The following is a 24,585-nucleotide window of genomic DNA, read 5'->3' as shown; positions in this document are numbered from 1 at the left end:
CGGGTCACCCGCGCATTCCCGGATCGACGCACGCAGGTCCCCCACAGGTCCCCGGAGTCACGCGAAGCTCAGCTCTCGATGCCTCGTCTCGCGAGATCGGCCGCGATGCCGTCGAGGACGCCGGCGAGACCCGAGACGAACAGGGCGTCGAGATCCCAGGGGTCGGCGCCCGCGCGCATCGCGGGGCCGAGCCGGGGATACGCGCCGGGCTCGAAAAGCGGACTCCGCGCGCCACCCGCCCCCGTGGCCGGCTCCTCCTCTCCCCGCTTCGCGGTGAGGCGCGCCTGGCGCTCCGCCTCCACATCGCTGACGTAGGTCAGGGCCACGCCCTGTACGTAGGAGGTGAACATGAACATGTACCGGAAGGCGTCGGCGGGTTCGAGGCCGAGCCCGTCGAACGAGGTGAAGGTGCTCTCGCTGTCCGCCGCGAGGGCCGGGCTGAAATATGCGCGGGTCGTCACCATGACCTTCGACAGGATCCACGGGTGGCGGTGGTACAGGTCCCAGTCGCGGCGGGCGGCGCGTTCGAGGCCGTGACGCCAGTCGCGCGGCGGCGAGTCGGGCAGCGGAACACCGGTCATCGCGGCTTCCACCATCAAGGCCACCAACTCGTCCTTGGACGCCACATGCCGGTACAGGGCCATGGTGCTCATACCGAGATCCATGGCGACCCGGCGCATCGACAGCGCGTCGAGCCCCTCCGCGTCCGCGACGGCGATCCCGGCCCGCACGATGCGCTCGACGGTGAGCTGCGGCGGCGCATCGCTCCTGCCCTCCGGGGCGTCGCCACCGCCCGCGGGCGCATCGGCCGGCGCTTCCGCCCGGCGCGCCCGGTACGCCCTCGCCTGACACGCGCGGGAGCAGTAGCGCCTCGGCCGTCCCCGGTTCGTGGCCTCCAGCGGCTTCCCGCACGATGCGCACGCCAGCTGCACCGACACCACCACACTCCTTTTCGTCACGCCCCCATGTCTTGTGTCGAAAGTCTATCCCGGTGACGCATGGTGGGTCCAAAGGCCGCACCTCCTGCGCCGAGCATCGGTGCTCACCAGCGGTTTGAAAAAACTTTGCGCGACTCCGATGTGCATGTTTATCTAGTACGCATCACCGCGTACGACGTACGCACCCGCGCGATCAGTGCCACGCCGCCAAGGCCGACGTTGGCGACGACGCCGGGAACACCAGAAGTACCGGGAGAAGGAGACATGGCCGAAGGAGATATGGCCGGAGAAGCCATGGCCGGACAAGTCGTGGCCGGAGAAGGCGGCGGCGAACGGGCCGGGGTCAGGGAGTGGGTCGGGCTCGCCGTCCTGGTGCTGCCGTGCGTACTGGCATCCATGGACATGTCCGTCATGTTCGTCGCGCTCCCGTCCCTGACGGCCGATCTCCGGCCGAGCAGTTCCGAGCTGCTGTGGATCATGGACGCCTACGGCTTCCTCCTGGCCGGTCTGCTCATCACGATGGGCACCCTCGGCGACCGGATCGGACGGCGGCGGCTGCTGCTCGCCGGCGCCGCGGCCTTCGGCATCGCCTCGATCCTGGCGGCCTGCTCGACCAGCTCCGGGACGCTCATCGCGGCCCGCGCGCTCCTGGGCATGGCCGGTGCCACGCTGGCGCCGTCCACCCTCGCCCTGATCCGGAACATGTTCCACCACGCCGGGCAGCGCGCCACCGCGGTCGGCGTGTGGACCGCGGGCTTCGCGGGCGGCGCCGTGGTCGGCCCCATCATCGGCGGCCTGCTGCTGGAGCACTTCTGGTGGGGATCGGTCTTCCTGATCAACGTCCCCGTGATGATCCTGCTGCTGGTCCTCGGCCCGCTGCTGCTCCCCGAACACCGCGACCCCCGGCCGGGTCGTTTCGACCTGCTCGGCGCCGCCCTGTCCCTGGTGGCCGTGCTCGGCATCATCTACGGCATCAAACTGATGGCGGCACACGGTTTCGGATGGGTCCCGCTCGCGTACTGCGCCGCCGGACTCGCCGTGGGAGCGGTCTTCATCCACCGTCAGCGCACGGCCGCGAACTCGGTGATCGACATCTCGCTGTTCCGCACCAGCCGGTTCAACGTGCCCTTGCTCATCGACGCGCTGGGGACATTCGCACTGGTCGGATTCTCCCTGTTCAACTGGCAGTTCATGCAGCTCGTCCTGGGCATGAGCCCGTTCGAGTCGGCCCTGTGGTCGCTGCCCACCTTCCTCGTGATGCCCGTGGGCATCGGACTGGCCACCACGATGGCGGCCCGCATCGGCAAACCCCGGGTGATGACCGCCGGGCTGTCCCTGGCGGCCTGCGGTTACGTCCTGCTCGCCCTGGTCCGGACCGGCTCGGGAATCGGGTACGTCGTCGCCGCGCTGGTGGTCGTCTCGATCGGGATCGGCGGGGTCTCCGCCGTGGTCACCGACGTGATCCTGTCCGCCGCCCCGCCGGAACGGGCCGGGATGGCCTCCGCCATGGCCGAGACCTCGGCGGAGTTCGGCGGCGCGCTGGGCATCGCGGTACTGGGCAGCATCGGCACCGCCGTCTACCGCTCGGAACTGACGACGACGGCCCCCGACGCCCTCTCGCCCGGGGAACTGGAGGCGGCCCGGAACACCCTCGGCGGCGCCGTCGACACCGCCGCAGCCCTTCCGGCGAGCACCGCCGACGCCCTGCGGGACGCGGCCTTCGACGCCTTCACCCGCGAGATGCGCATCGCCGCGGTGGCCTGCGCCCTCCTCACCGCGGCCGCCGCCGCCCTCATCGCCACCCTCCTCCGCACCCCACCGAACCCACCCGAACCGAAGCCCACAACAGAACCCGACGACCCACACCGAACGGACGAGACGCCCTCCACGGCAACCTCAACCTCACCGTGAACGAAGGCGCCGCTAGCCGCCGTGCCGTCGCCCCGTGACGCCCGATGCCGGGTGTCACGGGGCCAGGCATCGAGTGCGGGCGCCGGCGGCTGTCTCCGGCCCGGCGATGCGACGGCACTCGGCATGCACAGAGGTGGCCAGGCGATGCACCACCTGGACTCCGTACGCCTGCTCCGGACCCGGACTTCGTACGCCTGCTCCCACCGCCGCGCCCGGCCGCGGCGCACCGCCGCCCGCGAGCGATGACCAGGGCGCCACGGCTGAGCCGATCGAGCTTCGGGGTGTGCTCGGCCATGGAACTGACGCCCCAGGGGCTCACCCAGAGAGATATCTGGCGCACCCTCATCGACGACCACGGCATCGATGTGCCCCACAGCGCAGTGCGCCACCACGTCATCCAAACCAACTGAGACGGACAACATCGAAGGGCCCCACCGCAAACGGTGAGACCCTTCGACATCGTGCCTGGTGAGGCACTGGCGGAGGATACGAGATTCGAACTCGTGAGGGGTTGCCCCCAGCACGCTTTCTAAATGTTCGTACGGGGGTGCGACGGCGTACCGGAACGTTGTGACCTGTGATGCGACAGGTGTGAATGGGGCGTCTGAACGGTGCTGTACGGCGGTGAATGCAATCGGAACTGCAACCACGGAGGAGGGCTATCTCGGTCCAGTGCCGACATCGCACCGTGGTCGACGACCCACCAGAGCCCCCGGAGATCGCCTGACCGAAGGCGCTACGGACAGACGTAGTGAGTTGCCCAACATGGCCATTCCGCATGGAGGTTGTCCGGGTGCGCAGAACTGATACGTCTCGCCAATCTTCGGCTCGCGTCGTGCGGTAAGTGATCGTGTCGCTACAGTTTTCGCAGGTTCGGTGATACCTAGCAGTAGGGCGGTTGAGTGGGTCGGCGATTTTTTATAGCGCTGGGGAGCGGTCGGTACCGTCATCTTCCCGAGGACGAACAACTGCGATCCGTGCCCAAAGACGTTCGCGCGACGACGGAGCTCTTCGCTACCTTCGGGTATGAGTCAGTGCTGTCCGGGCTCGGGGAGTACGACGGGGCTGAGCAGATCCGCCAGAAGCTGTCGCACTGGTCTGAGGATACCGTCCTGACCAGTGATGACGTGGTGGTTGTGTACTTCGCGGGCCACGGCTCGGTGGAGGAGCGCGATCGGCACTATCTGCTTTGTTGGGATTCGCGCGACGGGGACCTCGCGACTACAGCGCTGGCCACCGAGGACTTGGTGCGCATCCTGTGCAGGGGCAATCTGCGGCACCTTCTGCTGATTCTCGACACGTGTGCCGGCAGCGCGGGCGGCGCGGAGGCGTCTGCGGTCGCGCTGCAAACGATCGCGTACCGCAATGCGCACGCCGACTCGACAGGGCTGTGGTTCCTCGCCTCTGCCCGCCGCAAGGACATTGCCGAGGACGGTGTGTTCGTAGCTGCCCTGGGTGAGGCGGTGGAGACGACGACGGGGCGTACCGGCCAGCGGCAGCAATACCTCGACCTCACCGAACTGGTGAAGGCGGTCAACGAGCGCTTCGAAGGCAACGGACGCGGTCAGCGAGCCGAGTTGGCCAGCGGTCTCGTCACAGGGCTGGCACCTTTCCTGCCGAACATCGGATACGAGGAAGAGCTGCCACCGCTCGGTACCGACCTCGAAGTGCAGCGTCGGGTGGTTGCGCGAGACCTCACAGAGCACTTTGGACCACGCTCGCGCGGCGTGGAGTTCGAGTCGGAGCAGGGCCTGTACTTCAGCGGACGTGTGCGGGTGTTGTCCGAGCTGGTGGCCTGGTTGACTGCGGAGGTCGGGGACGGCCTGGGACGGGTCGTCACCGGCAGCCCGGGCTGTGGGAAGTCCGCGGTCCTCGGCAGGATCGTCGCGTTGTCGGACAGCCGGTACCGCTCGCGGCTCGACCTCGGCGGTGTCGACCCTGGGACCGTAGTGCCCCCCGGATGCGTAACAGCGGCTGTGCACGCCCGTCACAAGCGACTGGAAGAGGTTGTGGAACGGCTTGCCACTGCCCTCGACGTGGAAGCGGATGGCGCCGCCGCGCTGCTCCAGGAACTCACCAGGAGAGGCCGCCAGGGACCGCCAATGATCATTGTCGTGGATGCCGTGGACGAGGCAGGGTCGGACACCGCAGCGGACGCGGGTGGCCATGGCGAGCCGCGCAGGATCACTCGGGAACTGCTGCGGCCCATGTCGGAGATCCAGGGTGTACGGCTTCTCGTGGGGACTCGCCACGAACTGGTCGCACCTCTCGGACCCACTTTCACTTGTATGGATCTGGACCGGCCCGAATACTGTGCTGACGAGGGCGATGTGGCCGGATACGTCACCCGGGTGCTTCTCGCCATAGAGGAGTCCGACGTACGCACTCCGTACCGTGGTCGGCGAGAGCTCGCCAGGGCTGTGGCGAAAGGCGTTGCTGAGAAGGCCGCGGGTGTCTATCTCTACGCGAGGACAACCGCACGCACCCTGCGGTCGGACAAGACTCCGGTGGATGTCAGTCGGCCCGGCTGGGCAGACGCATTACCGAGTGAGATCGGCGAGGCGTTCGACGACTACCTTGCCCGCTTCGGCCCTGACGAGTCACGTGTGCGTCGTATGCTGCTCGCCCTCGCCTTTTCCGAGGGAAAGGGGCTTCCTCGGGGCTTGGTCTGGACGGCGCTGAGTTCGGTGATTTCGGGGATTCCTTGCACGGAGGAGGATGTCTCCTGGGTCCTGGATGTCGCCGAGGCGTACATCGCCGAAGTCATCGACGACGACCGGCGTTCTGCCTATCGGCTCTACCACAAGGCGCTGGCCGAGCACTTGCGCGCGACCGCTGACCGTCCGCCGGAAGAGATCCAGAGGTCGGTCGTCGAAGCGCTCAGCTCCCTTGTTCCCGAATCGTCGGACGGACGTCCCGACTGGTTCGTGGCTGTTCCGTATGTGCGTCAGCACATGGCCACACACGCGGCGGCGGCGGGCGTGCTTGCCGACCTCGTTGAGGATCCGGGCTTCTTGCTCGCCAGCGAACGCCTTGCCCTGTTAGGGGCGTTCGCGTCGATCGAGGGAGAGGGACCGAGACGGATCCGCGGCTCGTACGAGCAGGTCGCACACCGGCTGACAAACGACCGTGCTATGGGGGAGAGGGCTGCTGATCTGCAGCTGTCGGCCCGTCGATGCGAGGCTGATCAACTGGCGGATCGGATCGGCGAACTGGGTGTTTCACTTCCATGGTCCGCACGCTGGGCATGGTGGTCGACCAGCGGAGTGCACAGGCTTCTCAACGGTCACAGCAAGACAGTTCGCTGTGTCGCGGTCGGGGCTCTTGACGGGCGTCCCATCGCGGTGACGGGAAGTGTGGATGGGACAGCGCTGGTATGGGACCTCACCTCGCAGCGTCAGATCGGCGATCCGCTGTCCGTGGGCATCGCGGTGAGTGCCATAGCCATCGGCGATCTGGGCGACTACACGGTCGCCCTCATCGGCGCGGAAGACGGCACCGTGAGGATCTGGGACCTGTCCGCGGGCCAGGAGTACGGCCGAGCGCTGATGGGGCATACGAACCGGGTCGAGAGCATCGTGGTAGGAGCTGTCCACGGGCGCCTGGTGGTGCTGACGGCGAGCGCGGACGGCACGGCACGTATCTGGGATCTCGTCAACAGGCAACAACTCGGCTGTGATCTGAGTGCGCACAAACGGACGGTCTGGGACGCTGATCTGGGCGAGCTTGATGGACGTCCCATCGCGGTCACCGGCGGTGATGACAAGGCCGTCTATATCTGGAACCTGAGCGAGATTTTCGACGGCGGTGACGCGCGCATCGACGGCAGCCCGCTCATCGGCTCGGCGCATGCGGTCACCGCGGTTTGCGTGGCACGACTCGACGGCAGAGCCGTGGCACTCGTCGGAGACAGAGCGGGAATGCTTAGCAGGTGGGACTTAGCCGACCGCCGCCAGATCGGCGAACCCGTCACGGCTCACGTCCACTGGGCCGGTAGCGGAGTCGCCTCTGCCCTGATCGGAGAGTCCGACGGGCGTCCAGTGGCGCTGAGCAGTGGACGTCACGAAGCACGTCTGTGGGATCTACGTACTCTTCAGCCGCTCGGTCATCCGCTGCGTGGTCACGTCGAGCGCATCACCGCGGCAGCACTCACCAATCGCGGTGACGCTTCTTTGGCGGTCACGGTCAGCGAGGATCGAAGCGCGCGCATTTGGGATCTGACGGCAGATCAACCAGACGAGGGCCACACGCGCCCGGTGTGTTCCACGGCGTTCTGCGAAATCCAAGGTCGCCCAATGGTCGTCACCGGCGGAACGGACGCCACTGCCCGGCTCTGGGACCTGCGGACCCGTACGCCGGTCGGCAACCCTATGGAGGGGCATTCCGGGGAGGTGTCCGCCGTGGCTTTTGGCCTCGTAGGGGGACGGGCAGTGGCCGCGACGGGCGGGTCCGACACCACGGTCCGGCTCTGGGATCCGTTCCGAGGGGCTGCCCTGGGCCCGCCATTGACGGGACATACCAACGCAGTGCGCTGTGTGGCGTTCGGTGAGTTGGACGGTGCGCGGGTCGTCGTCAGTGGTGGTGAGGACGGCACGGTTCGGGTCTGGGACGCCATCTCCGGAGAGGTAGCCGGCCCTCCATTGGTGGGGCATGTCGGAGGTGTCTCACACCTTGCCGTACGCCGTGCGGGCCGGGGAATGGAGATCGTCCTCGCGACTTCGTCGGGTCACGCGTATGTATGGCGCGTGACCGGTCGTGGGGCACACTGGTCGGCCGGAACCCAAGCGCATTTCAATGTGGAAGCTCTCACTCCCTCCGCGCTGGCCGTCGGCGTGGCGTTCCATGGGATGCGACCAGTGGTGCTGTCCATGCTTGAGGGCAACAACGTCCATGTACACGACGTCGTGAACGGTTCAGCCGTCGGTGGTCCGTTTCTCGGGCATACCGGATACGTGATGGTGGGAGCTCTTGGTCGGCTTGGCAGAAACGCCGTCGTGGCGACCATGGCCTACGACAACACCGTCCGGATCTGGGATCTGGAGACAGCCGCACCATTGGGGTCGCCGTTGGAGGGCTTCACCGAGGTGGGTCCGAGTGGGACACGCGCGGCGCCGCTGTTCGCTCAGGTCGATGGGGCACCGGTGATACTGATCGCCACCTCACACGATGTGCGGATCTGGGACGCGTCCGCCATGCGTCCCTTCAGAGAGCCGCTCTGCGGCCAGGAACAGAGCTTGGTATCGGTCGACATCCTTCGGCCGTCGGACGGCAGGGCGATTGTCGTCACAGGAGCCACTAACGGCGTCGTTCGCACACATGATCTCGACGACGGACGCCAAGTGGCCGCCCAACTTACCTCGGCGACGCAAGCGATCAACGACCTGACGACCGTTCAGCTGCATGGTGATTGCGTGGTGGTACGCAGCAGCTGGAAGGAGGCGGAGGTGTGGAATCTCGGGTCCCGAAGGCGTCTCGGTAAGCGCTCGGGTACTTCCCGGCGGGCGTGCCTGCAGACGATGGACGGCAGTGTCGTCGTGGTGTCGGTCGCGGGTGATTACACGCTCCATGCCTGGGATCTGCACACACAGGCCCCGGTGTGCCCCCCGATGGTCGGCCACACCGCCGCTGTGATGACAGTACGGTCGGCAGCGGTCGGCGGCACCCCGGTCGTGGCGAGCGCCTCCGTGGACGGGACAGTACGGCTGTGGGACATAAGCACGGGAGGCCTGTTCGCTGAGCCGCTCAGCGGTCATGAGATGGGTGCGTTCGGTTTGGAGATCGCGCACTTGGACGGCAGAGGCGTCGTCATCTCCGGGGCGGGCGACGGACGCCTGCGGTTCTGGGACATAGCCGATGGGAAGGATGCCGGAGTGGAACTCGCGCCCTTCCCATCGGCAGTCCGGGCCATCCGTGCCGCAGTTGTTGACGGCACACTCACCACGGTCGCAGCCGACCGCTACGGGCTGATGCGTGTCTGGGAGATGAACTCCTCCTCGTGGACGGCCGAACTCGACATCGGCAGCGGCATCAACGGCATCGCACTCGATAGCGACGGACGGGTCTGCGCGGCGACCGACATGGGAGTGGTTGCACTCCGTCTCAACCCCTCGCGACTCGCGAAGGATCGGGGCCTCCTGTGACCCGTATCGTCCTCGTCCACGGCATCGCCCAGGAGGTTAAAGGGCCAGCGACGCTGCTCGCGGACTGGTATCCGGCGCTGAGTGACGGCCTCGCCCTGGCGACCGACGAGCATGTGGCGCGCGACGAGGTCTCCATGGCCTTCTACGGCGACCTCTTCCGCCCCGCCGGCCACCGTGGACTTGGCACCCCAGAGCTGGATGCTTCCGACGTTCAGGATGGTCTCGAGCGCGAACTGCTGATCAAGTGGTGGGAATCCGCGTCAGAACAGGAGACGCGCATCGCGGGCCCGGCCGTCCCGGTCCGGCTGCGTACCCCTCACCTTGTTCAGCGAGCCCTGGACGCACTCAGCCATTCGTCCTTCTTTGCCGGGCTCAGCGAACGCATGATGATTTCCAGCGCCCGGCAGGTACGCCGCTACTTCACCGAGCCCGACGTACGTCCCGGCATCCAGGACAGGATCGCCCGGCGCATTACGCGTGACACCGAGGTGATCGTCGCCCACTCACTTGGGACGGTCGCCGCGTACGAGACGTTGCACGCCCTCCCTGATTGCCCGTCTCTGACGCTGGTGACGCTGGGCTCTCCCTTGGCCGTACGCAACCTCGTCTTCGAACGCCTCAAGCCCCGACCCGTCAACGGTTATGCCCGCTGGCCGACTCCAGTGAAGCGCTGGACCAACATCGCTGACGCGGGTGACGTCGTCGCGCTGGCAAAAGAGCTGGCCCCATCGTTCGGGGATCGTGTCCGGGATCTCCGGGTCCATAACGGTGCCACGGCGCACGACGTGCGGCCGTACCTTACGGCTCGTGAGACTGGCCAGGCCATTGCCGAGGCGCTGCGCTCAGGTGCCACGGACCCCTGCTGAGACGGCTCAGCGCGCTGCAAGCCCCGTCAGAGCGGCGCCGGTGATGGTGAGAAAACCCCAACGGTCCATGCGGCCACTCCCCACCAGGTCAGCCGGTGCCTCGGCGGTACCGGCCTCTGTCCAGGGAGCCGTGAGTCCGGTGACTTCCCATACGGGGAGCCATCGCGGCCATCCTTCCGCCTGGACCCGATCGTACGGAACGCACAGCAGGTCGGCGAGGACGCGCTGAGCGTCGGCGTCCGGTTCCTGGCCCTGCTCCCACTTCCACACGGTGGTGCGGTTGGTCGCCAGAGGGATGCCCAGCTCCTTCCCCCGCGCCTGCATGAGTCGGGCGAGCTCGGCCTTCCCCATCCGTTCGACTGGCGGACGAAGGTCGGAGGGTGCATTGCTAACGACTCACCAACCATGACATATGTCCCGTCAACTCCGCCTAGTGATAGGGAGATTAGCCACGGTGACGTGCGCATGAGAGCCCTCGGCGCCGAGAGAAACCCCCTGGAAACGTTCCCGCCTGATCTCCGGACGGCTTCACTCGTCATCAGCCGCTCAGCCGTCGACCTTGAGATGGGAGCACGTTCATGCCCCGCACGAGCACGGCCTTCGGTAACAACCATTTAGTGATCGAAACCGGTGCAGCCCGGCCCGACGCGACCACGATCGTCGAGCGCAAGGGCCTCGGCCACCCCGACACGCTCGCCGACCACCTGGCCGAGAGGCTGTCCCGGGCCTACCGCCGGTACACCGTGCGCCACTTCGGCGCCGTCCTCCACCACAACTTCGACAAGCTCGCCCTGCTCGGCGGCGCCAGCGAGGTCCGGTACGGCGGTGGGGGTATGACCGCGCCCGCCCGAGTTCTGGTCAGCGGCAGGGCGGCGCCCATGTGTGGTGGTGAGCGCTTCCCATCACCGACGGCGAGCGCTCGCGGCTCTACTGCTACTCGCCCAAGATGGTCGAGCGGTATGCTTCCCACAACCCGACCGCCGAACTCGCCGTCCACCTGGGGCTCGACGAAGAGGAACCCCCGGCCGTGAAGGGCCGAGACCTTGTGTGGCTCGGACGAATAGACGAGGACAAGGCACCCCACCTCGCCGTACGGGCGGCGCAGATTCTCGGACGTCGTATACGCATGGTCGGCCCGGTCTTCGTCGAGGAGTACGTAAGCCGATACGAGACGGCCTTCGCTTCGGACCGTGTGGAATGGGTCGGGGAACTGGGCGGAGCGGCCAAGACCGCCGCCATCGCGGGGGGCTCGGTCTTCGTTTAAACCTACGCGCGGAACTACGTGGAGGCCGGCGCAGCCGTCTTCGGGGAGTCCCTGTGGGCTGGAACCCCCATCGCCGCCTTGACATGGCATGACGGCACCTGCGCTCAAGCGGCGCTCTGCGAGCCTACAGGCGACACCGTCGTCAGCGACCCCGCAGCCGACGACGAGAGCGCAGCCCATGCGCTCGCCAAGGCTATCGAGCGTGCCTCCGCACTCGACCACTTCGAGGTACAGGCAACGGGGTTGGCGCGCTTCGCCCCCGCGAGCCACTTCAAGGTTCTGGCGGCGCTCTGATGGAGAGCCACTCGGGAGCCCGCGAGGCAGTTGCCGCCCTACGCCAAGTGCTCGGCCCTCAGCGGGAGTTCTCCCTTGCCGACCGCGCCAACCGCACCTTGGAGATCCGTCACCGCGACCGTGGCACTCCGTACATCCCGCCGCGCTCGGCTCCTTCGTGGACCGAGCTGCTGACCACCCTCACCACGGCCTTCGCCGCGCGAGGCGTCATACGGGATGAGTGCCTGCCTTTGCGCTGGGGCCGTGAGACCGAGCTGACGATCTCTGCCGTGCAGGCCCTGGACCCACTGCTGAAGGGCGGCCATGCCCTCACGTACCGCAAGGGTTTCCTCCCTCAGCCTGTGGTCCGCTTTACCGGAGACCGCGATGAACGCGGAGATCTGCTCGAAGGTTTTCTGACGGCCTTCGTCAATGTCTCCCGGGTCCAACCCATCACCGGCATTGGCGACTATGCCGAGGCGCTGGATGACTGGCTCTTCGTCCTCTCCCAACTCGGTTTTCACGCACGGCACATAGAGATCCACGGGCGTGTCGAGGTGTGGCATCGTAGGCAGGTCGCGGGAGTGACTCTGATGTTCAACCACTTGGACCTCACCATCGGTGACCTCGTTCTCCTGTGGAACACGGAGAATCCCGAGCGCATGGCCCTGGACCTCGTTACGGGGCTCGAACGACTCGCCTGGGCGCGGGCCCGTCGGGACTGGAACGAGCTGGTGTTCGGCTCGTTCGCGTCGGCTGCGCCCGCCTCCGTCTCGGACGCGGTCCGGACAGCGACACTGCTCCGGGGGAGCGGCATCACTCCCCCGGCGAGGGGCGCCGGCGGCGTCGCCCGGCGAGTGATCGCGACCATCCCGCCCGGCCTTGTGCGGCTGGGGGCAGTGCCGTAGTCCGAGTGTTCCACCAGCATTGGGCGGCCGGCGTGAATCTTCCGGTGCCGTGGCCTGCGATCTGCAGTGCCATGGAGGGGGAGGTCGCCAGTCGATCCGTTCGTGCATCACCTCGGCGCCGCGCTGGTGGAGAGCTTGTGACGCCGGACGGGACAGGAGCGAGCTGCCGATGGCGTCGAACATCTCCGCAGCGCTGCTGCTGGGAGTGGTCCGGGTAGTGATGATTCGCGGGTAGCCCCTGAAGGCCGGACTGGCGGTTGTGGCCGTGCACTTCGGCTTCTTCCTGGTACCTCGGCTCGCTACGTATGGTGTGGCTGAAGGTGCTTGAGCCGAATCGGGCAGGCATCACGGCTCACGAGAAGGCCGGGGTTCCGTCCAGCGGGACGGCTCCGGCAGCCGGACTACTGGCCTGGCGAGCATGCTGATGAGCTGATCACGGATGCCTTGCTCGAAGGTTTCCTCGGCCCCTCGGCTGTGTCCACTGCCATTGACGCGGGCACATCCTCATAGATCCCGAGTAATCCGCGGGCAAAGCGATTAAGTTCCTCCGTTCCGGCCCGGTGCCGGAACGGAGGTGCGCCGTCACCGAGTCAGCTGACGCTCATTCCGCGTTCCGGCCATTCGCTCGCCTGCTCGTACATGGAATTGATCTTCCGTGACGCCTTGAGGAACAGGTAGTCGACATTCCCGTCGTCTGGCTGCGACTTGCGCGCGTTCTTGTTCATCGTCAGGTGCCGTGTCATCTCGGAAGGGTCTTCGCCGAATGAGTAGACAATGGCGTTGGGATCCTCGGTGATCTTCTTGAAATAGACCAGCGCAGCCACTGTTACCACTCGCTTTCAAAGTCTTCGCGCTTGTTCAACGGAACCTTGCCCTGCCAATTGTACGATTCGTTGGCTACCCGATGGGCATCCTGGTAGGTGGCTCCAGGGTGCTCGCGAAGATACTTGAGCTCTGTTAACTCGTGCTCCAGCAGGATGTGGTCTTCGGGCAGAGCGTTCCCGGAACGCAGACGGATCCAGGCATCCGCGATTTCCGGGTCGGAGTCGAATTTCCGAGTGACGACCTTGCCGGTCTCGTAGTCCTCGATCGGATGCTCTGTATCGAAGACATGTTTCTTGATGGTGGAAATTTCCTCTTCGGAGAACCCGGTGGACCCATCTCCCCGCACCACTTCTCGGCTGTTCTTGCTGATGGCCCCAATATCGCGGGACTCCTGCATGAAGTCGGCGTAGGCACCGTCTGCCCACTTCGTCTGCGCGGGATCGTCCAGCAGATCACGCGGACGCCGCCGAGCACCTGTTAGCCATTCATCACCGGAAGCCAGACGGAGGTCTGACACTGGCACGTCGGGAAGGCGAGCTCCCTTGACGGCTCTCACCCCACGGGCCGCGCCCCCGAGGACTCCCCCAAGAGCACCACCCATCAAGCCGGCCTCAGTGGCCTCGGTCAGGTTGATCCCCTTCTGGTCGCCAAGGAGGTTGCGTCCGCCCTGGGCGACTACCACGTCCACGGTGATGGCTTCAATACCACCGATGGCCGCAGTGGCCAGGACCGTTCCGGCGATCTCGGCGACGGTGGCGGAAACTGCGATGCCTGCCGAACTCGCCGCGGCGACGATCGCCTCGGTCGCGCCGGCTGCCGCTACCTCGCTGATGCCGCCGGTGCAGATCGCTAGTGCCGTACCGGCGACCAGGACAGCGCCGGCGATTTCCAGTTCGTGTTCGATCTCCTTCTTCGCCTCGGCGACCTGGTCGGCGTACTTGTCCAGGGCCCTGGCCATGTCCCGTGCTGCGGAGGCCACATCGTCGAGGTAGCCCTTGCCGCCACCGTGGTAACGCCGCCAAAATCCCCCGAACGCCTCGATCGACTTGCCCTTGTTGTTGTCGATGACGTCCTGGGCCTTCTTGTGGCAGGCGGCCGTGCAGTCCTCGACATCGTCGGCGTAAGTGCGCCAGGCGCGGGCGGCTTCCCGGAGTTCGTCCTCGTCGCCCTCCGGCCACCACATGCCGGTTAAGTCTTGGACGATCTCTTTGGCCTTGTCGGCAGCGACCATCACTTACCGCCCTCAAAGCCGGACTTGGCTGAGCGGTCCGCGTCATCGTGATTGGCCGCCATGTCGCTCATGGCCTTGGTGATGCTGGACAGCCCCTTGGCCAGGGCTGCGGCGGCCTTCTCGATCTTCGCCCGGTTCGGGGCGTAGGCGTGCTCGAACTTCTTGCCCTGCTCGTCACCACCCCACGGCTCCCCCAGCCCGTCGAGCGTGTGCCGGAGCTTGGTCGTCGCCCGTTCCAGCGCGACAGACTCCCGGTGGAATGTCGGAGCGGCGGATCTGAGTTGATCGATATCTACGTCAAAGCCGTCGCCAGCCATGCCTTGCTTCCCCCTTGGCCGAGTTCTCGTAACCCAGGCGAGCCGCTGACAGTACATCCGGCTCACACGTAGTGACGATGGCATACGGCACTGACAACTGACCTGGTGGGGGCGCATTCCAGCCACGAGGCAGATCTGTCCGGCAAGTGGATCACAGACAAGATCGTGGCTCGGCCCCCACCAACCGGATGCGGGTAGGGGCGGTTTGCCGACGACCTGAAATGATGAGCTCTGAATCTCATCGCGCTTGGGGAATTGGCGTCGGACCCAGGCGTTAATCGAGGCGTTTGACAGCGAACTCAGTCGTGCGGGGCTTCCTGCACAGCCACGCCGAAGAGGTCGGCGGACTCATTCATCTAGTCGCCTGAGCGAGCTACGCAGGTCAGCGGCTTGGTCGCTGGGCGGTGGACTCAGCGGCGCCCTGTTGAACCTCAGCCCCTGTCCCTACGGTTAAGGGATGGCAAATGGGGTGTGGCACACCGGATATGGCATAGAGATCAATCTGTCCCTGCCCGACCTCGGTCACCCGGACCGTCCTGATCTGCTCCAGGAGATCACCGCCAGAGTCTCCGAGCGCGACCCGCAGCTCCTCGAATGCCTCGCACACCACGACAAGGGCGAGTGCCTGTCGGAGTCCGGCGGCAAGTCACCCTGGATGTTCATCCGCCGGGGGCGCGCGGGCGGTCGGCGACCGCTCGTCGCCTCGCACCTGCCGATCACGCACAAGGCGACGCCGGCGGAGAGCGCTCAGCACAAGGCCACCAAGGAGCGGATCGTCGAGACCGCCGGGCGGTGCGGTCTGGACGCCGAAGCCGAGGTTCCCGTGGCTAACCGGCGGAGCATCTCGGACGCCGTCGTCACCGGTCCCGGCGGTCTCAGGATCGGCTGGGAGATCCAGTACCACCACCTCAGTCCCAGCAGCGTGCACCGGCGCTCCGTCAACGCCGTGGAACACGGCATCACCCCGCTCTGGGTGGCGAAGGACCGGACGGCTTCCTTGATCGACCGGGCTCCCTGGGCGCGCGTCGACGATATGCCGTGGAAGGACATCGCCGACGGCAAGGAGATGGTGATCCGTGGCGGGTACCGGTACCTCGAAGTCTGGAAGTGTGTGCCGAGCAGCGAGCGCCACTGTCTTGTTAGCGAGGGGGCAGGCCACTGCGGCGCGATTCACGCGGACTGGTTCGTGCCGGCGCTGTGCCTTCCGGAAAAGAAGCCGGTCTTCATCGAGGACCTGGTCCTGCAGAGCGCTACGGGGGAGAGCGTTCCGGTCTACGTGCCCAGTCGGGGCAGTGGCCGCGCTGGGCGGCACATGTGGGTGTCGGCGGCCGATCGTGCGCTGTGGGAGGAGATCGTCGATGAGAAGACGCCCCTGCCAGCGGTCCTGGTCGAAGAAGATGACGACATGATCACCTTCGCCGAGCAGGAGATCGACCGTACCTGCCGGGCGGGCGAAGACAGCTGGTTCGTCAGTGACACCCGGCCTCTTCGCGATCTCGACCAACCGACCGGCGGCTTCACCCTCCCCCGCCTGTCGGCCCAACGCTCCAGCGACCCGACGCGGATCACTCCCGTCGAGCGGGCGGCGGCCTCCGCAGCGCTGGGCTGCCCGCCATGGGAGCTCGGGCTGTGCGCCGGCTGCAGCCAGATGATGCGGCGGTACGGGCTGAACGCGGCCATGTACTGCAACGTGTGCCGGGCAGTCCTCAACGGGCGGTAGCCGGGAACTGCAACCATCAACGCCGAAGGGCCCCACCGCGAACGGTAGGGCCCTTCAACATCGTGCCCGGTGAGGCACTGGCGGAGGATACGAGATTCGAACTCGTGAGGGGTTGCCCCCAACACGCTTTCCAAGCGTGCGCCCTAGGCCACTAGGCGAATCCTCCGCCGCAAACAATACAAGACGTTGGGGAGTGCTCGCGAACATGATCCGGGGGGAGGGGATCGGGTGCGGGCCCGGGTCGTTTCGGGGGTGGGGGATCGGCTACTGTGGTGCACAGCCCCTCACGTGGCGCTATCTGACTGAACTCCCCCAGGGCCGGAAGGCAGCAAGGGTAGGTCGGCTCTGGCGGGTGCGTGGGGGGCGCTTGCGTTTGCGGACGAGTCGGTTGTCGGTGGGGGCCGATATCGTCGTATGCGTGTCGTCCCTCGCGCTGTACCGCCGCTACCGACCCGAGACCTTCGCCGAGGTCATCGGGCAAGAGCATGTGACCGATCCGTTGCAGCAGGCGCTGCGGAACAATCGCGTCAACCACGCGTATCTGTTCAGCGGGCCCCGGGGCTGCGGCAAGACGACCAGTGCGCGGATTCTGGCGCGCTGCCTCAACTGTGAGCAAGGTCCCACTCCGACGCCGTGCGGGGAGTGCCAGTCGTGCGTGGACCTGGCCAGGAACGGCCGGGGATCGATCGACGTGATCGAGATCGACGCGGCGTCGCACGGTGGTGTGGACGATGCCCGTGAGCTGCGGGAGAAGGCGTTCTTCGGGCCGGCGAGCAGCCGCTACAAGATCTACATCATCGACGAGGCGCACATGGTCACCTCGGCGGGCTTCAACGCCCTGCTGAAGGTGGTCGAGGAGCCGCCGGAGCATCTGAAGTTCATCTTCGCGACGACGGAGCCCGAGAAGGTCATCGGGACGATCCGCTCGCGTACGCATCACTATCCGTTCCGGCTGGTGCCGCCCGGGACGCTGCGCGACTACCTGGCGGAGGTGTGCGGGCAGGAGGACAGCCGGGTCGAGGACGGCGTGCTGCCGCTGGTCGTGCGGGCCGGGGCCGGGTCGGTGCGTGACTCGATGTCCGTGATGGACCAGCTGCTCGCCGGTGCCGGTGAGGGCGGTGTGACGTATGCCATGGCGACGGCGCTGCTCGGGTATACGGAGGGTTCGCTGCTGGACTCGATCATCGAGGCGTTCGCCTCGGGTGACGGTGCGGCGGCCTTCGAGGTCGTGGACCGTGTCATCGAGGGCGGGAACGACCCGCGGCGCTTCGTGGCGGACCTGTTGGAGCGGCTGCGGGACCTGGTGATCCTGGCGGCCGTGCCGGACGCGGGGGAGAAGGGGCTGATCGACGCCCCCGCGGATGTGGTGGAGCGGATGACGGCGCAGGCGTCCGTCTTCGGGGCGGCGGAGCTGAGCCGGGCCGCCGACCTGGTCAACACGGGTCTCACGGAGATGCGCGGGGCGACCTCGCCGCGGCTCCAGCTGGAGCTGATCTGCGCCCGGGTGATGCTGCCCGCGGCGTACGGCGACGAGCGGTCGGTGCAGGCGCGGCTCGACCGCCTGGAGCGCGGAGTGGGTGCGGCGGCGCCGGGCGGTACGGGCGCCAGGGGCGGTGCCGGTGCCGGGGCGCCGGTCGTGGATTCCGGAGGCGGGCCCGCGGCCGGGTATGTGCCGGGGCCGGAGGCCCATGCGGTGGCGCCGCCGACGGGACCGTCCGGGCCGGCCGCCGCACGCGCGGCGGTACGGGCGGCGGGCGGCGGCAGCGGTAACGGCGGTGCCGGCGGGCCGGCCGCTCCGGAGGCCCCGGTGGCTCCCGAGGGCGCACCGGTCGGGCCTTCCGGTGGCGAGCAGCAGTGGGCGCAGGCCGGGGGCGCGGCGGCGCCGCAGGCCGGTCCGCAGCAGGCCGAGCGGGAAAGCGCCGCGCCTTCCCGGCCCGGCGCGTGGCCGGGCGGTCCGGGCGGCGGTGCGACGGGTTCTTCCGGTGGTGCTCCGGGGGCTCCCGGTGCCGCCGAGAGCGCGCCAGGCACCTCCGGTGGCGAGGGCGCGCCGACACGGCCCGGCGCGTGGCCCGGAAGCGGTGGCAGCGGCGGCGCGGGTGGCGGTGCCGGGCGGCAGCCCGGCGGGTGGCCTTCGGCCGTGGCACCGGGACAGGGCGGCCAGGGAGCCGGCGGCGGAGTCCCCGCCGGACCGCCCGCCGCCGGGCCCGCGCAGCCCGCGCCCACCCCGCAGCCGCCGCAGGCCGGGGCCGCGCCGGGGATGGCGCAGGGCGCCGCGCAGGTGCGGCAGATGTGGCCGGAGATCCTGGACGCGGTCAAGGGACGCCGACGTTTCACGTGGATCCTGCTCAGTCAGAACGCCCAGGTCTCCGGGTTCGACGGCACCACCTTGCAGATCGGCTTCCCCAACGCCGGGGCGCGCGACAGCTTCGCCAACGGCGGAAGCGAGGACGTGCTCAAGGACGTACTCGCCGAGAAGTTCCATGTGCAGTGGCGGGTCGAGGCGATCGTCGATCCGTCGGGCGGCGCCAATCCGCCGGCCGGGGGCGCTCCCCGCAGCGGCGGAGGCGGCTTCGGCGGCGGCGGTGGTTTCGGTGGCGGGGCGTCCGCCGCGGTGCCGCAGTCGCCGGCGCAGCCCAGCGCTCCGGCGGCCCCCGGCGGACCGTCCGGGCAGGGCGGCGGCGCAGGCGGCAGCCAGGGCGCACGGATGGCGCGGGAGGCCGTGGCCCCGTCGGCGTCCGCGGGGGGCGGACCGGGTGCTCCCGCGGCGGAGCCCTCGTACACCCCGCCGGAGCCGCCGCCGACGTCGATCGAGTACGACATGCCGGCCGAGGACGACCCCGACCTCGTCGACTCCGCGCTCAGCGGCCACGACCTGATCATGCGCGAGCTGGGTGCGACGGTGGTCGAGGAGTACAACAACGAGTAGTGAGTGGCGAGTGGTGAGTAACGCGTGACGAGGTGAGACGGGGAAACGGTGGCGGCGGGCAGGCGGGAGAGCGGGGCTGCCGCCGGGCCGAGCGGGGCTTGGCGGTGCGGGACGCGGCGCGGGCGGGGGCCCGCGGAGTACATCCCGGCTCCTCCGTACGGCGTAGGGCGCGCCGCCCCTGGAACACGTAGGCTCGGGCTACCGCATCAATGTTGTCGTACGGCAGGAGTCACGTCGTGATCCCCGGTGGTCAGCCCAATATGCAGCAGCTGCTTCAGCAGGCTCAGAAGATGCAGCAGGACCTCGCGGCCGCTCAGCAGGAGCTGGCCGAGACGCCCGTCGAGGGGTCCGCGGGCGGTGGTCTGGTCAAGGCGACGGTGACGGGCTCCGGTGAGCTGCAGAGCCTGGTCATCGACCCGAAGGCGATCGACCCGGAGGCCGGCTCCGCGGAGGAGACCGCCGAGACGATCGCCGACCTCGTCCTGGCCGCCGTCCGGGACGCGAACGCCAGCGCCCAGCAGCTCCAGCAGCAGAAGCTCGGCCCGCTCGCCCAGGGCCTCGGCGGCGGCGGAATCCCCGGTCTCCCCTTCTGAGGAGCGGCCAACTAGCGTACTCAGCACGGCAGACGCACCCAGCACGGCAGAAGAGAGAAGACGTTCCGTGTACGAAGGCGTGGTTCAGGATCTGATCGACGAGCTGGGCAGGCTGCCCGGCGTCGGTCCCAAGAGCGCGCAGCGGATCGCCTTCCACGTTCTTCAGGCCGAGCCGACCGATGTCCGCCGGCTCGCGAACGCGCTGATGGAGGTCAAGGCGAAGGTCCGGTTCTGCAGCGTGTGCGGCAACGTCGCGCAGGAGGAGCAGTGCCGGGTCTGCCTCGACCCGCGGCGCGACCGGGCGGTCATCTGCGTCGTGGAGGAGCCCAAGGACGTCGTGGCGATCGAGCGGACGCGCGAGTTCCGCGGCCGGTACCACGTCCTGGGCGGCGCGATCAGCCCGATCGAGGGCGTCGGCCCCGATGACCTGCGGATACGGGAACTGCTGGCCAGGCTCGCGGACGGTACCGTCACCGAGCTGATCCTGGCCACCGACCCCAACCTGGAGGGCGAGGCCACGGCCACGTACCTGGCCCGCATGATCAAACCCATGGGGCTGAGAGTCACGCGACTGGCGAGCGGACTGCCGGTCGGAGGCGACCTGGAGTATGCCGACGAGGTCACGCTCGGGCGGGCCTTCGAAGGGAGGAGACTTCTCGATGTCTGATGCCACCCTGCACAACGCGACACAGAATCCGGACGATTTCGCCGTACAGATCTCCGACTCGATCGAGAGTTTCATCGTCGCGGTGACAGAGGTCGCCAAGGGGGACGAGCCGGACAGCGCGGTGCCGTTCCTGTTGCTGGAGATCTCCCAGCTGCTGCTCACCGGCGGCCGGCTGGGGGCGCACGAGGACATCGTCCCGGACGAGCGGTACGAGCCGGACACCGGCCCGGAACCGGACGTGGACGACCTGCGCGAGCGCTTCGCCGCCCTGCTCGAACCGGTGGATGTGTACTCCGAGGTCTTCGACCCGTACGTGCCGCGCAGCGAGCCGGTCGCCTCCCGGATCTCCGACGACCTCGCCGACATCGTCACCGACCTGCGGCACGGTCTGGCGCACTACCGCGCGGGCCGGGTCAGCGAGGCCCTGTGGTGGTGGCAGTTCTCCTACCTCTCCAACTGGGGGCCGACCGCCTCCGCAGCGCTGCGCGCACTCCAGTCGCTGGTCGCCCACGTACGCCTCGACCAGCCGCTGGACGAGCTGGACGGACTGGACACCGACAGCACCGGGAGCGGGGACGAGGAGCTGCTCGCCGAGCAGGCGGGCCGGGTCATGTCGGAGGAGATCGCGGGGCCGCTGGGGCTGCGGCGGGTGTGAGCCGTCCGCGGGCGGCCCGGATGCCGGGCTCCGGTCCGGCGGCGGGCCCGCGAGCCGGGGCGTGTGACCTGGGTTACGTTCCCGTGTGCGCCGGTCCGCAGGGGGCAGGCGCTCGCCGAGCGGGCGCGACGATGCGCCGCGCGGATCCGCCTCGGGGTGTGGCGGCCGGCCCGGTGATGGTGGGCCGCCAGTCACCGTGATCACATCGGTCACCGGGACAGCCGTGACCGCAATGGCCGCAGCGATCGCACCGGTCACCGCGGCCGCAGCGACCGCGGTGACCGGTGCGACCGCAGAGTGAGTCCCGTGTCTCATGATGTGGTATCGGCGAGGCGAGATCCGCCTGCTCGGTAGACTGAGCCGACCGCAGTACCCCCATTTCCGGGGGTCCGGGAGGAAACTCCCGAAGAGACAGTTGCGAGGAGCGCACGTGGGCCTTGTCGTGCAGAAGTACGGCGGCTCATCCGTTGCGGATGCCGAGGGCATCAAGCGCGTTGCCAAGCGAGTCGTCGAAGCCAAGAAGAACGGCCACCAGGTGGTCGTCGTGGTTTCGGCGATGGGCGACACGACGGACGAGCTGATCGATCTCGCTCAGGAAGTGTCCCCGATTCCATCGGGGCGCGAGTTCGACATGCTGCTGACCGCCGGAGAGCGGATCTCCATGGCCCTGCTGGCGATGGCGATCAAAAACCTCGGCCACGAGGCGCAGTCCTTCACCGGCAGCCAGGCAGGTGTCATCACCGACTCCGTGCACAACAAGGCACGGATCATCGATGTCACGCCCGGCCGTATCAAGACCTCCGTCGACGAGGGCAATATCGCCATCGTCGCCGGCTTCCAGGGCGTGTCCCAGGACAAGAAGGACATCACGACGCTGGGACGCGGCGGGTCGGACACCACCGCCGTCGCGCTGGCGGCCGCCCTGGACGCCGATGTCTGTGAGATCTACACCGATGTGGACGGTGTCTTCACCGCCGACCCGCGGGTCGTGAAGAAGGCCCGGAAGATCGACTGGATCTCCTTCGAGGACATGCTGGAGCTGGCCAGCTCCGGTTCCAAGGTGCTGCTGCACCGCTGCGTCGAGTACGCACGCCGATACAACATCCCGATCCACGTCCGCTCCTCCTTCTCGGGGCTGAAGGGCACGTGGGTCAGCAACGAACCGCAAGGGGACCAGCCGATGGAGCAGGCGATCATCTCGGGCGTCGCGCACGACACCTCCGAGGCGAAGGTCACGGTTGTCGGAGTCCCGGACAAGCCGGGCGAGGCCGCACGCATCTTCCGGGCGATCGCGGACTCCGAGGTCAATATCGACATGGTCGTCCAGAACGTCTCGGCCGCGGCCACGGGCCTGACCGACATCTCGTTCACGCTGCCGAAGGACGAGGGCCGCAAGGCCGTCGCCGCGCTGGAGAAGACCCGTGCGGCGGTCGGTTTCGACTCGCTGCGCTACGACGACCAGATCGCCAAGATCTCGCTGGTCGGCGCGGGTATGAAGACCAACCCGGGCGTGACGGCGACGTTCTTCGAGGCGCTGTCGAACGCGGGCGTGAACATCGAGCTCATCTCGACCTCCGAGATCCGCATCTCGGTCGTCACCCGCGCCGATGACGTCAAGGAGGCCGTGCAGGCCGTGCACAGCGCCTTCGGTCTCGACTCGGAGAGCGACGAGGCCGTGGTCTATGGCGGCACCGGACGATGATTCCGGCCGAGGCGGGCCGTCCGTCCCATGCGGTCACCGCGGGGGCGGACGCCCGTACGGCCCGTAAGCCGCATCTCGCCGTCGTCGGTGCCACCGGCGCCGTCGGCTCGGTGCTGCTCGGCATCCTGTCCGAGCGGGCCGACATCTGGGGCGAGATCCGGCTGATCGCCTCCCCCCGTTCGGCCGGCCGCAAGCTGACCGTACGGGGCGCGCAGACCGAGGTCATCGCGCTCGACGAGGACGTCTTCGACGGTATCGACGTCGCGATGTTCGACGTCCCGGACGAGGTCTCCGCGCGGTGGGCGCCGATTGCGGTGTCCAAGGGCGCGGTGGTCGTGGACAACTCCGCAGCGTTCCGGATGGACCCGGACGTGCCCCTCGTGGTGCCCGAGGTCAACGCGCACGCGGCGCGGGTGCGCCCGCGCGGCATCATCGCGAATCCGAACTGCACGACCCTCTCGATGATCGTCGCACTGGGCGCGCTGCACGCCGAGTACGGCCTGAGCGAGCTGATCGTCTCCTCGTACCAGGCGGTATCGGGCGCGGGGCAGGCCGGGATCGACACCCTGCGGGCGCAGCTGGCGGCCGTGTCCGGTACGGAGCTGGGCACGACGCCCGGCGATGTGCGGCGGGTGGTCGGCGACACGCTGGGGCCGTTCCCGGCGCCGATCGCGCTCAATGTCGTGCCGTGGGCGGGCTCGCTCCAGGAGGGCGGCTGGTCCTCCGAGGAGCTCAAGGTCCGTAACGAGTCGCGCAAGATCCTGGGGCTGCCGGGGCTGCCGGTCACCGCGACCTGCGTCCGGGTGCCGGTGCTCACCACCCACTCGCTGACCGTGCACGCGCGGTTCGAGAACGAGGTCACCGTCGCCGGTGCGCACGAGATCCTGGCCGCGGCGCCCGGCGTGGTGGTCAGCGACGATCCGGCGGGGGGCGAGTTCCCGACACCTTCCGACGTGGTGGGGACGGATCCCACGTGGGTTGGGCGGGTCCGGCGGTCGCTGGACGACCCGCGGGCGCTCGAACTGTTCGTGAGCGGCGACAACTTGCGCAAGGGGGCGGCGCTGAATACGGCGCAGATCGGTGAGTTGGTCGCGGGAGAACTGGGCGGGTAAAGGAGTTTCCTCCGGGTTGGGGCGGGTGTCGGGCCGTGGTCCGGCGCGGCCCTCGGCCCGGCCGTCCGGCTCCGGCGGCGCGCTGGGGCGGCCGGTGCGGGGGTGCGCGTGACTTGGCGGAATTGGCCGTCGCGGACTTGACCGCTTAGGACATACTTTGAGGGACGTGTGAAGATCCCGTGAGCGAATTGTCGGTCCAAACCACTTGATCTGGGCCGACGGTCTGTTCGACCATTCGCTCCCCGTCGTACTGCAACCGGCAGTCGGGCGGGGAGCGTCTTTGTGGCCGCTCCGCAAGGACGGTCCGGGGTGTTCGGGATCGCTTCGGATGTCCCTGGATACCGGGGCAGATGCGTCGGGATAAATGGGGCATTGGGGAAGAGCTGGTACGCATGAGGGCATTTGACGCACCGTCAAAGGCGGTGCCTTGCGCGTACAACCCTGATGGGGGGAAGCGTGTCCAACAAGCGTGGCAGAGGTACTCGGATTCAGCATCGCCCCAGGGGGGACGGCCGGCGCGGCAGTGCGCCCGCCGCG

18 protein-coding genes, 1 tRNA gene, 1 other RNA gene and 1 pseudogene are annotated in these 24,585 nt (G+C 68.0%); 15 read left to right on the top strand and 6 right to left on the bottom strand.

Translation table 11 applies throughout. The features are described from left to right. Nucleotides 1–68: 68 nt before the first annotated feature. On the bottom strand, nucleotides 69–938 hold the full coding sequence (locus IH09_RS09005) for a TetR/AcrR family transcriptional regulator C-terminal domain-containing protein (protein WP_052855579.1): 870 nt from the start codon (nucleotides 936–938) through the stop codon (nucleotides 69–71). Nucleotides 939–1,232: 294 nt separating this feature from the next. On the opposite strand from IH09_RS09005, the gene IH09_RS09000 reads away from it, so the two are divergent. The 3 genes from IH09_RS09000 (at nucleotide 1,233) to IH09_RS08990 (ending at nucleotide 9,855) form a co-directional block, all read left to right on the top strand. Then, nucleotides 1,233–2,849 carry an MFS transporter gene (locus IH09_RS09000; RefSeq protein WP_110952169.1) on the top strand — a complete coding sequence of 539 codons (1,617 nt, stop codon included), beginning with the start codon at nucleotides 1,233–1,235 and terminating at the stop codon, nucleotides 2,847–2,849. Between the two features lie 902 nt (nucleotides 2,850–3,751). Then, nucleotides 3,752–8,989 carry a caspase family protein gene (locus IH09_RS08995; RefSeq protein ID WP_052855578.1) on the top strand — a complete coding sequence of 1,746 codons (5,238 nt, stop codon included), beginning with the start codon at nucleotides 3,752–3,754 and terminating at the stop codon, nucleotides 8,987–8,989. Further along, complete coding sequence (locus IH09_RS08990; RefSeq protein WP_052855577.1) at nucleotides 8,986–9,855, top strand: hypothetical protein; 870 nt, start codon at nucleotides 8,986–8,988, stop codon at nucleotides 9,853–9,855. Before IH09_RS08995 ends, IH09_RS08990 begins: the two co-directional genes overlap by 4 nt. A 12-nt stretch (nucleotides 9,856–9,867) precedes the next feature. Here the strand turns inward: IH09_RS08990 and IH09_RS08985 are convergent. After that, a pseudogene (locus tag IH09_RS08985) lies at nucleotides 9,868–10,262 on the bottom strand (transcriptional regulator); the annotation flags it as partial. 171 nt (nucleotides 10,263–10,433) lie between these two features. Here IH09_RS08985 and IH09_RS36850 point away from each other — a divergent pair. The 4 genes from IH09_RS36850 to IH09_RS36840 all read left to right on the top strand — a co-directional run bounded on the left by IH09_RS36850 (nucleotide 10,434) and on the right by IH09_RS36840 (nucleotide 12,300). After that, complete coding sequence (locus IH09_RS36850) at nucleotides 10,434–10,886, top strand: methionine adenosyltransferase (protein WP_240151000.1); 453 nt, start codon at nucleotides 10,434–10,436, stop codon at nucleotides 10,884–10,886. Further along, nucleotides 10,802–11,119: a glycosyltransferase family protein gene (locus tag IH09_RS39715; RefSeq protein ID WP_052855575.1), complete on the top strand. Its 318-nt coding sequence runs from the start codon at nucleotides 10,802–10,804 to the stop codon at nucleotides 11,117–11,119. Before IH09_RS36850 ends, IH09_RS39715 begins: the two co-directional genes overlap by 85 nt. Before the next feature lie 78 nt (nucleotides 11,120–11,197). Then, entirely contained in the window at nucleotides 11,198–11,413 is a 216-nt protein-coding gene (locus IH09_RS39710) for a hypothetical protein (protein WP_240150999.1), read from the top strand. Between the two features lie 47 nt (nucleotides 11,414–11,460). Then, nucleotides 11,461–12,300, top strand: a complete 840-nt coding sequence (locus tag IH09_RS36840) for a hypothetical protein (protein WP_240150998.1) — start codon at nucleotides 11,461–11,463, stop codon at nucleotides 12,298–12,300. 590 nt (nucleotides 12,301–12,890) lie between these two features. On the opposite strand, the gene IH09_RS08965 is transcribed toward IH09_RS36840, so the two are convergent. The 3 genes from IH09_RS08965 to IH09_RS08955 are packed head-to-tail and all read right to left on the bottom strand — an operon-like array spanning nucleotide 12,891 to nucleotide 14,673. Then, a complete protein-coding gene (locus tag IH09_RS08965) occupies nucleotides 12,891–13,124 on the bottom strand; it encodes a hypothetical protein (protein ID WP_052855573.1) in 234 nt (77 codons plus the stop codon). Nucleotides 13,125–13,126: 2 nt separating this feature from the next. After that, entirely contained in the window at nucleotides 13,127–14,356 is a 1,230-nt protein-coding gene (locus IH09_RS08960) for a WXG100 family type VII secretion target (protein WP_190233241.1), read from the bottom strand. Continuing rightward, a complete protein-coding gene (locus IH09_RS08955; RefSeq protein ID WP_052855571.1) occupies nucleotides 14,356–14,673 on the bottom strand; it encodes a WXG100 family type VII secretion target in 318 nt (105 codons plus the stop codon). Before IH09_RS08955 ends, IH09_RS08960 begins: the two co-directional genes overlap by 1 nt. 469 nt (nucleotides 14,674–15,142) lie before the next feature. Here IH09_RS08955 and IH09_RS08950 point away from each other — a divergent pair, with 469 nt between their 5' ends. Beyond that, on the top strand, nucleotides 15,143–16,393 hold the full coding sequence (locus tag IH09_RS08950) for a competence protein CoiA family protein (RefSeq protein ID WP_052855570.1): 1,251 nt from the start codon (nucleotides 15,143–15,145) through the stop codon (nucleotides 16,391–16,393). 78 nt (nucleotides 16,394–16,471) lie between these two features. Here the strand turns inward: IH09_RS08950 and IH09_RS08945 are convergent. Next, nucleotides 16,472–16,559, bottom strand: a tRNA-Ser gene (locus IH09_RS08945). A 109-nt stretch (nucleotides 16,560–16,668) separates the two neighbouring features. Between IH09_RS08945 and ffs the strand changes: the two genes are divergently transcribed. The 7 genes from ffs to IH09_RS08915 all read left to right on the top strand — a co-directional run bounded on the left by ffs (nucleotide 16,669) and on the right by IH09_RS08915 (nucleotide 24,048). Beyond that, nucleotides 16,669–16,767: signal recognition particle sRNA small type (gene ffs, locus IH09_RS36835), an RNA gene on the top strand. Nucleotides 16,768–16,811: 44 nt separating this feature from the next. Further along, nucleotides 16,812–19,319 (top strand): DNA polymerase III subunit gamma and tau, encoded by a 2,508-nt coding sequence (locus IH09_RS08940; protein WP_052855653.1) that lies wholly within the window; start codon nucleotides 16,812–16,814, stop codon nucleotides 19,317–19,319. A gap of 236 nt (nucleotides 19,320–19,555) precedes the next feature. Continuing rightward, nucleotides 19,556–19,912 (top strand): YbaB/EbfC family nucleoid-associated protein, encoded by a 357-nt coding sequence (locus IH09_RS08935; RefSeq protein ID WP_094793775.1) that lies wholly within the window; start codon nucleotides 19,556–19,558, stop codon nucleotides 19,910–19,912. Nucleotides 19,913–19,979: 67 nt separating this feature from the next. Then, nucleotides 19,980–20,579 (top strand): recombination mediator RecR, encoded by a 600-nt coding sequence (recR, locus tag IH09_RS08930; RefSeq protein WP_052855568.1) that lies wholly within the window; start codon nucleotides 19,980–19,982, stop codon nucleotides 20,577–20,579. Next, the gene (locus IH09_RS08925; RefSeq protein WP_052855567.1) at nucleotides 20,572–21,234 is read left to right on the top strand and encodes a DUF5063 domain-containing protein; all 663 of its coding nucleotides are present in this window, start codon (nucleotides 20,572–20,574) and stop codon (nucleotides 21,232–21,234) included. The genes recR and IH09_RS08925 overlap by 8 nt, the downstream gene beginning before the upstream one ends. 430 nt (nucleotides 21,235–21,664) lie before the next feature. Then, nucleotides 21,665–22,936, top strand: coding sequence for an aspartate kinase (locus IH09_RS08920; protein WP_052855566.1), 1,272 nt, complete (start codon nucleotides 21,665–21,667; stop codon nucleotides 22,934–22,936). After that, a complete protein-coding gene (locus IH09_RS08915; protein WP_052855565.1) occupies nucleotides 22,933–24,048 on the top strand; it encodes an aspartate-semialdehyde dehydrogenase in 1,116 nt (371 codons plus the stop codon). Before IH09_RS08920 ends, IH09_RS08915 begins: the two co-directional genes overlap by 4 nt. Nucleotides 24,049–24,585: the final 537 nt, after the last annotated feature.

This window comes from Streptomyces celluloflavus (genome assembly GCA_000720995.1).
GTDB lineage: Bacteria > Actinomycetota > Actinomycetes > Streptomycetales > Streptomycetaceae > Streptomyces > Streptomyces celluloflavus.
This window is presented reverse-complemented; position numbering and strand designations above follow the sequence as displayed.

Coding starts and splice junctions, on each gene's coding strand:
- IH09_RS09000 (WP_110952169.1), top strand. CDS start 1,233: ATGGCCGGACAAGTCGTGGCCGGAGAAGGCGGCGGCGAACGGGCCGGG.
- IH09_RS36850 (WP_240151000.1), top strand. CDS start 10,434: ATGCCCCGCACGAGCACGGCCTTCGGTAACAACCATTTAGTGATCGAA.
- IH09_RS39715 (WP_052855575.1), top strand. CDS start 10,802: ATGGTCGAGCGGTATGCTTCCCACAACCCGACCGCCGAACTCGCCGTC.
- IH09_RS08960 (WP_190233241.1), bottom strand. CDS start 14,356: ATGGTCGCTGCCGACAAGGCCAAAGAGATCGTCCAAGACTTAACCGGC.
- IH09_RS08955 (WP_052855571.1), bottom strand. CDS start 14,673: ATGGCTGGCGACGGCTTTGACGTAGATATCGATCAACTCAGATCCGCC.
- IH09_RS08925 (WP_052855567.1), top strand. CDS start 20,572: ATGTCTGATGCCACCCTGCACAACGCGACACAGAATCCGGACGATTTC.
- IH09_RS08915 (WP_052855565.1), top strand. CDS start 22,933: ATGATTCCGGCCGAGGCGGGCCGTCCGTCCCATGCGGTCACCGCGGGG.